The 13,885-nt window shown below is 42.6% G+C and carries 13 protein-coding genes; 9 read left to right on the forward strand and 4 right to left on the reverse strand.

The genetic code is table 11. The features are described from left to right. Positions 1 to 101 precede the first annotated feature (101 nt). Positions 102 to 1,994 carry an iron uptake porin gene (locus VB775_RS08510; RefSeq protein ID WP_281008110.1) on the forward strand — a complete coding sequence of 631 codons (1,893 nt, stop codon included), beginning with the start codon at positions 102 to 104 and terminating at the stop codon, positions 1,992 to 1,994. 275 nt (positions 1,995 to 2,269) lie between these two features. Here VB775_RS08510 and VB775_RS08515 read toward each other — a convergent pair whose 3' ends face one another. After that, positions 2,270 to 3,529, reverse strand: coding sequence for an aspartate aminotransferase family protein (locus VB775_RS08515; protein WP_281008109.1), 1,260 nt, complete (start codon positions 3,527 to 3,529; stop codon positions 2,270 to 2,272). A 293-nt stretch (positions 3,530 to 3,822) separates the two neighbouring features. Between VB775_RS08515 and VB775_RS08520 the strand changes: the two genes are divergently transcribed. Further along, positions 3,823 to 5,511 (forward strand): adenylate/guanylate cyclase domain-containing protein, encoded by a 1,689-nt coding sequence (locus VB775_RS08520; RefSeq protein ID WP_281008108.1) that lies wholly within the window; start codon positions 3,823 to 3,825, stop codon positions 5,509 to 5,511. A gap of 19 nt (positions 5,512 to 5,530) precedes the next feature. On the opposite strand, the gene VB775_RS08525 is transcribed toward VB775_RS08520, so the two are convergent. Then, the gene (locus VB775_RS08525; RefSeq protein WP_281008107.1) at positions 5,531 to 5,791 is read right to left on the reverse strand and encodes a chlororespiratory reduction protein 7; all 261 of its coding nucleotides are present in this window, start codon (positions 5,789 to 5,791) and stop codon (positions 5,531 to 5,533) included. Between the two features lie 94 nt (positions 5,792 to 5,885). Between VB775_RS08525 and scpB the strand changes: the two genes are divergently transcribed. Next, entirely contained in the window at positions 5,886 to 6,512 is a 627-nt protein-coding gene (scpB, locus tag VB775_RS08530) for an SMC-Scp complex subunit ScpB (RefSeq protein ID WP_281008106.1), read from the forward strand. A gap of 113 nt (positions 6,513 to 6,625) precedes the next feature. Here the strand turns inward: scpB and VB775_RS08535 are convergent, their stop codons facing one another. Further along, positions 6,626 to 7,312 carry a hypothetical protein gene (locus tag VB775_RS08535; RefSeq protein ID WP_281008105.1) on the reverse strand — a complete coding sequence of 229 codons (687 nt, stop codon included), beginning with the start codon at positions 7,310 to 7,312 and terminating at the stop codon, positions 6,626 to 6,628. 332 nt (positions 7,313 to 7,644) lie between these two features. Between VB775_RS08535 and VB775_RS08540 the strand changes: the two genes are divergently transcribed. The 4 genes from VB775_RS08540 to VB775_RS08555 all read left to right on the forward strand — a co-directional run bounded on the left by VB775_RS08540 (position 7,645) and on the right by VB775_RS08555 (position 11,424). Further along, positions 7,645 to 8,787 (forward strand): glycosyltransferase family 4 protein, encoded by a 1,143-nt coding sequence (locus VB775_RS08540; protein ID WP_281008104.1) that lies wholly within the window; start codon positions 7,645 to 7,647, stop codon positions 8,785 to 8,787. 463 nt (positions 8,788 to 9,250) lie between these two features. Then, positions 9,251 to 10,120: an acetylglutamate kinase gene (argB, locus tag VB775_RS08545; protein ID WP_281008103.1), complete on the forward strand. Its 870-nt coding sequence runs from the start codon at positions 9,251 to 9,253 to the stop codon at positions 10,118 to 10,120. 43 nt (positions 10,121 to 10,163) lie between these two features. Beyond that, positions 10,164 to 10,784, forward strand: a complete 621-nt coding sequence (locus VB775_RS08550) for a hypothetical protein (protein ID WP_281008102.1) — start codon at positions 10,164 to 10,166, stop codon at positions 10,782 to 10,784. 220 nt (positions 10,785 to 11,004) lie between these two features. Beyond that, positions 11,005 to 11,424 (forward strand): bacteriohemerythrin, encoded by a 420-nt coding sequence (locus tag VB775_RS08555; protein ID WP_281008101.1) that lies wholly within the window; start codon positions 11,005 to 11,007, stop codon positions 11,422 to 11,424. Positions 11,425 to 11,470: 46 nt separating this feature from the next. On the opposite strand, the gene rpmF is transcribed toward VB775_RS08555, so the two are convergent. Then, positions 11,471 to 11,647 (reverse strand): 50S ribosomal protein L32, encoded by a 177-nt coding sequence (gene rpmF, locus VB775_RS08560; RefSeq protein WP_103668198.1) that lies wholly within the window; start codon positions 11,645 to 11,647, stop codon positions 11,471 to 11,473. 326 nt (positions 11,648 to 11,973) lie between these two features. Here rpmF and VB775_RS08565 point away from each other — a divergent pair, with 326 nt between their 5' ends. Then, the gene (locus VB775_RS08565; RefSeq protein ID WP_281008100.1) at positions 11,974 to 13,587 is read left to right on the forward strand and encodes a SagB/ThcOx family dehydrogenase; all 1,614 of its coding nucleotides are present in this window, start codon (positions 11,974 to 11,976) and stop codon (positions 13,585 to 13,587) included. A gap of 19 nt (positions 13,588 to 13,606) precedes the next feature. Beyond that, complete coding sequence (locus VB775_RS08570; RefSeq protein WP_323216731.1) at positions 13,607 to 13,762, forward strand: hypothetical protein; 156 nt, start codon at positions 13,607 to 13,609, stop codon at positions 13,760 to 13,762. The last annotated feature ends 123 nt before the right edge of the window (positions 13,763 to 13,885 follow it).

A 13,885-nucleotide genomic window follows, 5' to 3' on the forward strand; every position in this document is an offset into this window, starting at 1 on the left:
TCGCGAATCTAAAGTTTAATCGCAGTAATCTGGATACTGTATACAGTATCCAGATTACTGCGATTTTCCGTTCGTCGCTCATGTAATTGGTGTGAGGATTTATGTCAAAGGCTTTCAATAGTTCGCTTTCATGTCTAGCGATGTTTGTCGCGCTATCTAGTTTGTATGAGGCTCCCGCAAAAGCTACGCCTCAAGCTTCAGATAATTTACCTAAAGATTCATCAACTAATTTATCGACAGCAAATTTATCAGCAAGTACCTCCCCAGAGGTTAACACATCGATTAGTAATTTAATCGATCGCCAAGAGAATGCTGTCAGTCTTCAACCCAGTTTGTCCACGGGCTCACCAGTCAGTAATTTAGATGTGAATAAACTGGCGGAAACTACAGATGTTTCTCAAGTAACATCTGTTTCACAGCTATCTGATGTACGTCCAACTGATTGGGCTTTTACCGCTCTTCAATCCTTAGTAGAGCGTTATGGATGTATTGCAGGTTATCCAGACAGCACCTTTAGAGGTGGTCAAGCTCTAGCAAGATACGAGTTTGCGGCTGGACTCAATGCTTGTTTGGATAAGATCAATGAAATCATTTCCGCAGGACTAGCCGATAAAGTCTCTCAGGAAGATCTTGCTACTTTACAGAAGCTTCAAGAAGAATTTGCTGCGGAATTGGCTACTCTTCGTGGTCGCGTAGATGCTCTTGATGCGAAGACAGCTAAACTCGAAGCTCAACAGTTCTCAACAACGACTAAGCTCAGTGGGCTTGCCTTCTTTAACCTTACTGGAGCGACAGCATCTGCACCTGTGAGAGCTGAGCGCAGTCTTGGGAATCCTGGTAGTCCTTTTGCTGCACCTACTCGTGTTGGTGGTGTACCAACTACGGTTAATAGAAGTAATCCTAACCTTACATTTGGTTACTATCTATTCTTAAACCTGACAACATCTTTCACAGGTAAAGATGCTTTGGTTACCCAACTGGTAACAGGTAATGGCAACTCGCCAGCCAATAACTTTGTGTCTGCTGGCTATACCAACACTTGGGGAACTCCATTCCTTGATCAGACGGGTGTACCTAGTGCTAACACTTTCAATATTCGTGAGTTGTTTTATAGTTTCCCAGTTGCAAGCAATGTTAATGTAGCGATCGGTCCTCGTCTGAATTTCTATCGCTATTTTGATGGCAACCGTTTTACTAACTTCTTGACAGGTGCAACTAGTTTTAACTCAAATGGCAGTACCTTATCAAATTCCGTCGATCGCGGTTCGGGTGCAGTTGTAACTTGGACGATCAATCCACAGTTCAGATTTACAGCAGCTTATTTAGGAGAAAATACAGAGTTCCTCAATCCTGCTGTACCTAATTTTAATACTTCTAGTAATCCCAACCAAGGGCTATTTGGTGGAACCAATACTCTCAGTGCTGAGTTAGTCTATTCACCAAGTCGTGATGCTAACATTCGGTTCTTGTATACCCGCTCCAATATCAAAACTAATGGTGGTCTCATTGGTGGCGCAACGGCTGAACCTTTACCTTATGGGTTTGCGGATGATGGTCTGGGTGGTCCAATTAACAATGCTACCGCAGATTCATTTGTCTTGAACTTTGATTGGTTGGTTACTAAAGGATTTGGGGTATTTGGTCGTTACTCCTATGGTAGTACCAATATTTCGCCGCTTAATCCTGCTGTTCAAGGTGGTAGCGTTAATGTTAATGCATTCCAATTTGGGCTAGCTTTCCCAGATTTATTTAAGGAAAGTGCCTTGGCTGTGCTTTCTTTTGTTGTACCCCATAGTTATAGCAGTGGACGTAATTTCTTGCTCTCTGGTGGTGGTGATGGCGCTAATCAATACGATTTGGAGCTTTCTTACTACTATCCAATCAGCAGAAATATTGCGATCGTTCCTGCGTTCTACGCAATTTTCAATCCCAATAGTTTCTCGACTAACCCAACTGTATTTGTAGGTAATCTACGCACTCAGTTTAGTTTCTAATCCCAATTCACGAAAGTGTGACAACACTTTCGTGAATTAAAAACCAAACCCAGTAAGGGTTGTCAAGTTAAGAAGTGACTAAGCCATTTCTTAACTTGTCATATCTAAAAAAAGAGGTGGCGCAAAGCGCCACCTCTTTTTTTAACGTGAGTTCGATATAGCCATTTGCGGCGTGCTTCGCACGCCGCAAATGGCAGAAAATGGTAAGAATCGCTTAGCGATTCTTACCATTTTCTACTTTCGTCGAACTGACGTTTTTTTAGATATGACATGAACTAAAAACTTGCGATCGCCTGTTCGACAGTAGCTAGAGCTTGATCAATCTCCTCAGCCGAAACGATTAAAGGTGGTACAAAGCGCACCACCTTTACACCCGCAGGCACTAACAACAAACCATGTTCAATTCCTGCGGCAACCACATCACGGGCTTGGATTTGGCTAGACTCTTGCAATACCAAACCATCGATCAAGCCCCAGCCACGTACCGAAGAAATATGCTGAGGAAAGCGATCGCAAATAGCTTGCAATCCAGTCCGTAGTTGTTGACCACGTTCTCTCGCATTAGCAATCAGATTATCCTTGACCATCGTGTTGCAAACCGATAGAGCCACGGCACAGGCGAAAGGATTACCGCCGAAGGTACTGGCATGATCGCCCGCTTCAAAGACATCACAACTTGCCTTGCACATCATCGCACCGATGGGAATGCCACCGCCTAAGCCCTTTGCCGAAGTGAAGATATCGGGCTGAATACCGAGATTTTCATAACCCCAGAGCATTCCACTGCGTCCCATTCCCACTTGGACTTCATCAATAATCAGCAGAATTTTCTTCTCGTCACAAATTTCCCGAATACGCGAGAAATAAGCGCGATCGCCAGGGTTGACACCGCCTTCACCTTGCAATGGTTCGAGCATGATCGCGCAGAGTCTGCCTTCATATTTTTTGACAGCATCTTCGAGGGCGGCGATATCGTTGTAAGGAATATAGTCAAAACCTTGGACGAGGGGTGCAAAATTCTTGTGATATTTGGGCTGCCCTGTGGCGGTAACGGTGGCGAGTGTGCGTCCATGAAAACTAGCATTTGCCGTCAAAATTAAGGGGTCTTCGATACCGAGCTTGGTATGAGCATATTTACGCGCCAGCTTAATCGCCCCTTCATTAGCCTCAGCACCAGAGTTACAGAAAAATGCTTTGTCCGCACAGGAGTTTTGTACCAGCCATTTAGCCAATTGACCTTGGGGTGCAAAATAAAACAAATTAGAGGCATGGTGCAAAGTTTGGATTTGCTCAGTCACGGCTTTGACCATTGCAGGATGTGCGTGTCCCAACGTACAAGTAGCAATGCCAGCCACAAAATCCAAGTATTCTTTGCCTGTGCTGTCCCATACTCGGCAGCCCTCGCCGCGCTCTAGGGCGATCGGAAAGCGAGCATAGGTACTCATCACATATTGATTAAACTCAGCGATCGCATCAGTTGCGACTTGCGGATCAGCCTGAACTTGAGATTGTACTTCTAGCGTAGTTGGCGACATGGATAAAAATGTGATAATGCTGTTAACTTCATTATGAATGATATGAGAGTTTTCACAGATACTTCTGTAGTGGAATTAGCGAATAAACCCAAATTTTTTATTGAAAGTTTTGCTTTGCAAAACTTTCAATAAAAAATTTGGGTTTTACTTCAGCTCTTTGCGCTGTAAAGTTTATTGAGGCTTTAAGTAGTACAAAAATATTATTAAAAGCAGCGCTTTCAATAGTATTTCTGAGTTTTACTTCAGCGTTTTGCGCTGTAATGATATTCCAATAGTCGCAGCAGGAAAAAAATATGCCATATATTATTCAAAATCAAGGTACTCCCCAAGAGCGCATCTGCGATCTAAAATATGGCGTAAATACGATCGGTAGAGGATTAGATAATAGTATTGTCGTAGAGGATGATGCTCGAAGTCTTTCACGTCATCATGCGGAAATTCAGGTAACAGATAAGGGGCTATATGTTACTGATTTGAATAGTAGTAATGGCACTTTTGTTAATCAGGTCAAGATTATCCAACAAAAACTCAATCATGGTGATTGGGTGCAATTTGGTAGTGTTGTATTTCGATTAGTTGATGAATCTCAATCTAGTACAACTTCTTCTACTAATCAAAATACAATTCCCAATTCAGGGTTATCGATTTTAATGCGCGTTTCGCCAGAGAAATCTCGTGTGAATATGCAAGATTTATTGCAACAGCAGAAGCTCGCAACCTCAGGATCAGTGCTAATGATTCAGGGTACTGATGAGGTGCAGAGGACATCGGCGAAGTTACGAGTTTTGCTAGAGGTCAGCCAAGAACTAGCATCTCCTGAAGCCTATTCGGCTCTGCCTGAAAAGATTTTAGAACTGTTGCTAAAAATTATGTCTGTCGATCGCGCCGTATTATTACTGGTCGATGAGAAAACTGGGCAATTAGAACCAAAAGCCTACAGATTTAGTAATCCCAATACAACGGCTGACCTTGATTTTTATAGTCGCAAAATAACTAATTTTGTCTTAAAACAAGGCGATGCAATCATTAGCGATGATGCTTCGCTCGATCGCCGTTTTGATAGTTCTCAGTCAATTATTCAGCAATCGATCCAAGCGGCAATGTGTGCGCCCTTAAAGCCAAGGGATCATGCGATCGGCGTATTGTATGTGGATAATCTATCGCGTGGTCATGCTTATTATAAAGAAGATCTAGAATTTTTGAGTAGTTTGGCAAATCAGGCGGCGATCGCGATTGAAAATGCTCACCTCTATCGCAATATGCAATCGGAAGTGATTCGGCGCACCAAGTTAGAGCGATTTTTTCCTGCCGCCGTTAGCAAAAAAATTGAAGAAGGTTGGGACTTAAATCGGATTGTTGAAACAGAAGTCACCGCTTTGTTTTCTGATATTAGCGGTTTCACCGAAATGACTGCACAAATGCAGCCGCGCAAGGTTCTCGAATTCTTAAATGAATATTTCAAGGTGATGGTTGAAGATATTGTCTTCCCCTTTGGTGGCACATTGGAGAAATATATCGCTGATGCCCTATTAGCAGTCTGGGGTTCACCCTATCAAAAAGAGGATGACGCAGTGATGGCTGTGAATGCAGCGATCGCCATGCAATGGGCAATGAAACAATTAAATGAAGATTGGACAGAACAAGGACGAGATTTGCAAATCCAGATTCACATTGGACTCAATACGGGCATGGTTGCCGCAGGTAATATTGGCTCTGAGAATCTGATTCAGTACACCAATATTGGCGACACGATGAATGTGGCTAGCCGCATTTGTACGGCAGCAAAAGCTGGAGAAGTATTTATTTCTGAAAGTACTAAAGTGAAGATTTCCAGTCATAATCTGCCATTAGAAAAGCTGGATCTAATTAAAGTAAAGGGTAAGGAAGAGGCTTTACAGTTATATCGAGTCCTTTGGCAAAATATTGATGTTAAAGAGATGCTTAGCAAGTCCAAAACTAATTTTTCGGCTGAAGTCTCTTAGCTAATAGGCGCTACTTGGTTTATTTATCGAGGCGGACTACATACCATTGCCATGTACCGCGATCGCCACAATCGAGATCACAGGCAGTTTTAATCAAGCGTTGGACTTGCTCATCAATTGTGGGGATATTTTTTAAATCGGTAGGTAAATCTTGATTCTCAATCTCAACGAGCAGATCATGCAAGATTTTTTCTAATTCTGGCTGAGTGACAAACTGCTCTTGCATGTCTGGAGGCAGCACTACATAAGTGTCTTCGTAGTACATCATGCTGCTTGGCATATGGTTTCTCAGCTTGTGAATTTTTTTGTTTAAGAGTATAAAAAGAGCGTAAAAGTGGCGCTATGCACCGCCTATACTCGGTTAAAATTTTAGCATGACGAATGTATTGCCTTTTGAACAACCTATCGATCCTTTAGATTTAGACGAACTAGAGCCTGAAGAGTCTTTTGAGCTTGAGGAAAACTTGGAGGCTGAGCCACTGTCTTTGTCCATGGATGGATTTGAGCAGCCAGAATTAGCGATCGCCAATAACCTCAAACAAAAAGTAGAGGCGGTTTTGTATCTCAAGGGGCAACCAATGAACTTGGCGGCGATCGCTGAAGCTCTAGGGTGCGAGGTTGAGGATGCAGAGATGGGACTGATTGATCTAATTACAGAATATGCCCATCGAGACAGTGCTTTAGAAATTGTGGAAACTGATGTGGGGTTTTCGCTAAGACTGCGATCGGAGTTTGGGGATTTGGTGCATAAGCTCATTCCTGTGGATCTGGGGCGTGGAGCTTTACGGACGTTGGCGGCGATCGCATTGAAAAAAAATATCGTGCAGTCAGAGTTGATCGAGTTACGCGGGGCAGGAGCTTATCAGCACGTTCAGGAGTTAGTCGAGCAGGGATTTGTGAGAAAGAAAAGGCAAGCAGATGGGGGGCGATCGTCGGTTTTGCAAGTAACAACCAAGTTTCATCAATATTTTGAAATCGATGATTTAACTAAGTTAACGTGAATTGGATAGAGCCATTTGCGTTGTGCTTCGCACGACGCAAATAGCAAAAAATGGTAAGAATCGCTTAGCGATTCTTACCATTTTTTGCTATTTGCGTCCAACTGACGTTTTGATTATTTCTGGACAATGCGATAAAAAGTGGTTTTACCTGGATATCGATCAAAGGCTCCGTCGAAATTTGAGTTTGTTAGCCAAGAAAATTCTGATTTAAAAGGAGAGTTGGACAACACCAAGCTGCAACCATCATTCATACAAATACCTATATGCCAAAGCCCCTTTTCATAATCTGTACCATTGGAAATGGCTATATCGCCTCGTATAGATTGATTTTGGTCGATACGTTTGCCCTTACCATTGTCTAGATCTTCAACCATAGATGGAACATAAAGAGTATTTTGTCCTACCTGATAGCCCAAAGCGTGTTCTATCGTCATATTTACCATACGGGCGCAAGCAAGTGTGCCATTACTGGTATATGGTTCATAGCGGCTACTTCTACCTAAAATGTCAGGCAATAAAGCAGCCTGAAAAATTTTTTCGGAAATTGCTGAGCTACTAGCTGATGGAATTTTTAAAGACTTATTCGGCTGATTTGCTTCAATACTCTTGATTAGTTCTTTGTAATTATTTTCACTAGCTGTTAGAACCGTGTTGTTAGCTTGATAAATATCATATTGAGCCTTAACCCAACGTGCTGATGGTCTTGCCATCGTAGCGATTACTGCGAGAATTCCTAAGGTCACTATAAAGCCTCTATTTAATATGGGTTTAGAGGTAGACTGAGGAGCAGATTTATCCATAATAAGCAATCAGATGAGTATGACTAAACATGAGAAGATTTGTAGAATAGTTCATCAATTAAGCGATCGGTGTCACTAAGCGATCGGTGTCACCCGATCGCTCAATAACTTACGGTTTATTGAGGCTTTAAGTAGTACAGAAATATTTTTGAAAGTAGCGCAAAGCGACACTTTCAAAAATATTTCTGGCTTTTAAGTCAGCGCAAAACCCCATATAGCAATCCTAAATAGGTTGTGAGAGTGCGCCCCTTCGGGGCGCACTCTCACAACCTATTTAGGATTGCTATATTCATAGATTATTGTTTTAAATTTATTGTTCCGCCTAATTAAGTATGAACAACAAAAGAATTTTGTTTGTTAGCTATACCGCAGTCTTAGGTGGGGGAGAGCTTTGTTTACTCGACTTTGCCCATGCGTATCGCGAGACTAGTCAAGTAGTGCTATTAACTGATGGCATCTTAAAAAATCGTCTGGAAGATTTAGGCGTAAAAGTTGAGGTTTTACAAGCATCGCGATCGCTTGCCGAGGTGAAAGTCTCAAGCGGGTTAGCTTCACTCAAATCCATTGGCGATCTCTGGAGACTAGGGAAACAAGTAGCCAAAAAAAGCAAAGATTTTGATTTGATCCATGCCAATAACCAAAAGGGATTTGTAGTTGCAGCGATCGCCAGATTATTTGCTGGTGCGCCCGTTGTCTGGCACTTGCACGATATCTTGACGGCGGATATTTTTAGCGCGACAAATCGCAAGATCGCAGTCACATTGGCTAATTGGTTTGCCACCAGAGTGATCGTCAACTCTCAAGCGACAGGGGAAGCCTTTCTTGCCGCAGGAGGCAATCGTAGATTACTCCGCACTGTTTATAACGGATTTGACAGTGAAAAATTTGATCAAATTAATGATAATCAAGCAACTTTGCGTGAGGAATTAGGTATTCCCCGCGATCGCCCTTTGATTGGTATGTTTAGCCGTCTGTCCTATTGGAAAGGACAACATGTCTTGCTAGAGGCTGCTAGTAGGCTCCCTGATGTCCATGTGTTGTTAGTTGGTGATGCTCTGTTTGGGGAAGCGGAATATACTGAGAAGCTCAAAAATATTGCTGCCCAAGAAAGCCTCAAAGGTCGTGTCCATTGGCTCGGATTTCGACAAGATATTCCCGCTTTGATGAAAGCTTGCGATGCGATCGCCCATTGCTCAACGGCTCCTGAACCCTTTGGTCGAGTCATTGTCGAGGCTCAATTATCAAAACGTCCTGCGATCGCGACCATTGGTGGCGGCACTAGCGAAATTATCGAAAATGGAGTTACAGGTTTACTGATTCCACCCAACGATCCGCAATTACTCGCTGATGCGATGCATCTAGTTTTTAGCGATCTCCCTGCCACTCAGAGGATCGTTGAAACAGCCTATACCCAAGCACAAGCTAAATTCTCAATTATCTCGGTTTGTCAGGCTTTTGAAATGGCGATCGCCTAGTTTCTATGGGATAGTCCCTAACCATTGGGAAGGAGATGTTAGTTCAAGAATGATCGACAACATTTGTAAAACCTAGACACGAAATGGCGTAGACATTTTGTGTCTTGCAAAACCTTACTGGATTTGGCTTTTAATTCACAAAAGTGTTGTCACACTTTCGTCAAACTGACGTTAATATAACAATGTAAGTTTTGCTTAGGACATAAAACCCAAAAGATGAGTGGCGGCGCGAAGCGCCGCCACTCATCTTTTGGGTTTTATGTCCTATAAATAATTAAGGGTGCGTGGCTGAGCCAAACTCCCTTAATTATTCCCTGCTATGGGGACTGATACTCGTAAAAGTCATCAAATACTAATATGCAACCTAAATCGCTTATCTATTGGTGTATTTGAGGTTGTAAGGTTTATAAAAGTATTTTCCAATACTTACACAGTAGTATTTCAAAAGTAGTCGAGGCGTTAAATGCTAACAGACAGCGATCGCGTTCAGGTTCTAAGTGAAGCATTGCCCTATATGCAGCAATTTTCAGGGCGTACCATTGTCGTCAAATATGGTGGGGCGGCCATGAAAGAAGAAAACCTTCGGCAGGACGTGATCCGCGATGTCGTTACGATGTCATTTATGGGATTGCGCCCAGTCTTAGTCCATGGTGGGGGACCTGAAATCAATACATGGCTCACCAAACTGAACATCGAGCCACAGTTTATCAATGGATTGCGTGTTACCGATGCCGCCACCATGGAAGTTGTGGAAATGGTGTTGGTTGGACGTGTCAACAAGCAAATTGTAGAAATGATTAACCTCGCAGGTGGCTCTGGAGTTGGTTTATGCGGCAAGGATGGCAATCTGATCCGTGCGCGTCCCCAAGGCAATGATGCGATCGGTTTTGTCGGTGAAGTCAGTGGCATTAATATTGGCTTGCTCTCAACCCTACTCGAAGCAGGCCATATTCCCGTCGTATCTAGTGTAGCCACCGATGAAACAGGTCAGTCCTACAACATCAATGCAGATACGGTTGCTGGTGAACTCGCCGCCGCTTTGGGAGCCGAAAAATTAATCTTGCTTACCGATATTGCAGGGATTTTACATAACTACAAAGATCCCAGCACTCTCTATCGTAGTTTGACAATTCAAAAAGCCAGAGAACTGATGAATGAAAATGTTGTCAGTGGTGGCATGATTCCCAAAGTCCAGTGCTGTGTGCGATCGCTAGCTCAAGGTGTAAAAGCAGCCCATATTGTTGATGGACGAGTACCCCATTCACTCTTACTCGAAATCTTTACAAATAGTGGGGTTGGTTCGATGATTGTAGCCTCAGAAGTAGCCTTTTAGAAGATAGGGCGAACTTTGTGCGCCCTATCATTGGTAGGAAATTATGGCAGATATTGATGAGTCAAAAAATCAAAACACTTCGACGGAGCAATCAAGAAATATTCCTGATCCGTCAGAATTTGATGCGAAAAAACCTAACACATTAAGAAGTTTAAGCTTACCTAAATTCGGAAAAGTTAAATGGGGCTTACCTAAACTTGGCTTTCCCAAATTTAAGTTACCCAAGCCAAAGGTATCGTTCAAAAAAATTAATTTTCTATGGCTGTGGCTAGTCATCATATTGATTAGCTACATCTGTATGAGCTATTTTCTATCGGTACTGCTGACGATTCCAGCCCGTCGAGATTTAGCGATCGCTGGTTTTGTGATCATCGCACTACTGCCAATCCTTACAGCTTTTGCGGATTATGCACTGATGAAATGGAGCTACTTAATCAGTGGTTTTTTAATTATTGGTGGGTTAGTTTTTTTAGTAAGGTTGAAATTTTATCTCTTGGTTTTGGCGATCATTGCATGGGTGGGATTAACGGCGATCGCTTTTGTTGGCGATGTCCTAAGTAAAAGTCGCAAATTATGGATGGCAATTGTTATATTGACTGCGCCTTGCTTAATTGGTCTAGGAATTGGGCATCAAATGTGGCGACTAGCAGCCTCATGGAGTTAAATTTATATTAATTTTTCAGAATCTTAAATTGATTTACAGGAGAATAAATCTGATCAGCAATTCTCATTATGAAACCGATTTTGGTGTTTCCAGCGCCTTCGGTGCTGGAAACACCAAAATCAGTTTTTTGAAAGCCCACCAACGGCGGGCTTTCAAAAAACTGATTTTTATAATGAGAATTGCTGAAATCTGATGCACTAAATGCAATGAGGGAAACTATATGCAAAGATTTGAATGGTCTGACTCCTTGAGTATTGGTGTACCAATGATTGACAGCCAGCATCGTGAACTAATTGCGGCGACTAATGAAATTGGGGAAGCGATCGAACGGGGTAACGGGGCAAATGCTATTAAAAAATTGTTGGTATTCCTTAAATTCTATGCTGAATGGCACTTTGGCAATGAAGAAACCTGCGCGGCAAAACATAGCTGCCCTATGGCTAGTGTGAACCAAGAAGCCCACAAGAAATTTATTGAGACCTTTGGCAAGCTCCATGATCAATATCGTCAGAGCGATGCAAGTGAAGAGATTGCGCTCAAAATTTATAATGAACTATGCGAATGGTTGGTCAGCCATATTTTAAAGATTGATACTCAGATTGGTGCTTGTATCAAAGAAAGCCTAGCTCAATCAGCTTAAACAAACCATCAAAAAAGGCGAGCTAAGCTCGCCTTTTTTATTAAGATTACTCTTCAGTTTCAGCCTCTTCAGCCATTGGATAGACAAAACCATCATTTTTGCCTGAAAGGATGGACTTACCTAAGGAAATAGCTTTTTGAGCATGAACTGCGGCTTTCCGCTTCCATACAGCTTTACGGCTATCTCGCTTAGATTTGGAAGTTTTCTTCTTGGGTACTGCCATGACGTGATCCCTATATTAAATACGATAATTTTCTAATTAGAAAAATTTTGACAACCTTTCTATCATATGCGAAATCACGGATATTGCGATCGCAATTTTCAGCTAAATCCGCAATTCTGACTATGAAACCAATTTTCGTGTTTCCAGCGCCGAAGGCGCTGGAAACACGAAAATTGGTTTCTTTGGAAGCACGCCGTTGGCGTGCTTTCAAAGAAATCAATTTTTATAATGAGAATTACTGCTGTCGTCGGCACTTCGTGCCAATGACCGTGCGAATTGAGATAACATTTTAGTCTAGCTGCCTATTTCCGTCACGTTGCAAAACCATGCCCGAAGCCAGACTTTCCTTCGCCGAACATTATCACGAACGTACTAAGTATGCGCCTGCAACCCTTGCTAGTAAAAGTCAAGGACTAGACTGGAGTACCCAGCCATCACCTTATAAGGATTATAAAATTGGTACAGTTTACGATCTCAAACCCTATCTCACTGAAGAAATTCAGACCGATCGCGATGGATTATTGGCGAGCCGTTGGCGGCGGTTATCACGATTGCTATTTTGCAGCTACGGATTGACTGCAAGAGTACCGACCGTAACGGGTGAGGCTTTTTATCTGAGGGCGGCTCCTTCGGCAGGTGGGTTATATCCTGCCGAGTTGTATCTAATCTCAGCAGGGACACCACTTTTATCCGCAGGAATCTATAACTATCAAGTTCGCACCCATAGCTTGATTCATTTTTGGCAAGACAATCATGTTTGGGCTGGTTTGCAACAAGCTTGTTTTAGTCATCCCGCTTTGCAAAACACCCGTATGGCGATCGCAATTACGGCGGTATTTCATCGATCGGCTTGGCGTTATCAAGATCGCGCTTATCGCCGCATTTTTCTTGATACGGGACATTTGTTAGGAAATATTGAGTTAGCAAGTTCAATTGAGGATTATCAAGCCTCACTAATTGGCGGCTTTGCCGATGAGTCTGTCAATGAACTGCTGTTTTTAGATAAAGAGGTCGAAGGGGCGATCGCGATCGTGCCAATTCTTGATTTGCAAGACGAGGAGCGCATTGGTCGAGGTCAGGAATCCAGAGAACCAATGCAGCGATCATTAGATATTTCTAGGGGAGTAATGACAGCACTACCTTCAGGAACTGTGCATAGTTACCCCAAACTCCCTGATGGTCAGCTTTTGGAATATCTACACCAATCCACAAAAATTACTGAAAAGCCAAATATGCAGAAACTGTGGGAACAGTTGGATGTCAAAAAATCAGATCAAACCGAAAATAATTCTGAACCAGATCTTGATAAGTACAACTTCCCCTTCTGTACAAAAGTTAATACCATCACCGAAAGCATTCATTGGGGTGATGATTTGGAAATGCTGGAAAATACGATCTTGCAACGGCGATCAACCCGTGAATATAGTGGTGCAAAGCTAGAACTAGCTGAACTCAAAGCAATTCTTGACTTTACTTATCAGCCCCAACACTATACCGATCAAGGCATTGATGGTAATCCCGATTATTTTGATCTCAGCTTAATTGAAACCTTTGTAGCCGTAACAGGGGTAGTGGGATTGGAAGAAGGTTGTTATTACTACGCACCCAAATCACAGGAGTTACGGCAAATTCGCTTTAAGAACTTCCGTGATGAACTACATTATCTCTGCCTCGGTCAAGAACTCGGTCGGGATGCAGGAGCTGTAATTTTCCATACCGCTGACCTCCAAAAAGCTGTTGAGAAATATGGCGATCGCGTTTATCGTTATTTACATATGGACGCAGGACATTTAGGACAAAGGTTAAATCTCGCTGCGATCGGTTTAGGTGTGGGCGTAAGTGGCATTGCAGGCTTTTTTGACGATCTAGTCAATGAGGTTCTTGGCATTCCCAACGATGAAGCAGTTCTATACATCACTACTTTGGGCAGATCTCGTTAACTCAGCGATAAACAAATTTATGAACCAACAAGATTCCACAATAGCTAATCCCTCTCTCAAAATACCCGACAAACTATTTCAACCCGCAGGAGCATGGATAGCTATCATAAGTTTTTCTATGGTCTCTCTGATGTTAATTGGACTTGGAGGCTTTGGCGCAAGGATTCTTAACTGAGATCTTGCACCATTCAAGAAAAGGGGTTGCAGAAAGAGCAAAAATGTGAAAAAAAGGGCGTAGTAGTAAATTAAATAACGATCATGGAAAGCATCGTTAAGCACGCCCAAGGGCTAGTTTATA

The sequence above is a fragment of the Pseudanabaena sp. CCNP1317 genome (assembly GCF_034931345.1).
Classification (GTDB): domain Bacteria; phylum Cyanobacteriota; class Cyanobacteriia; order Pseudanabaenales; family Pseudanabaenaceae; genus Pseudanabaena; species Pseudanabaena galeata.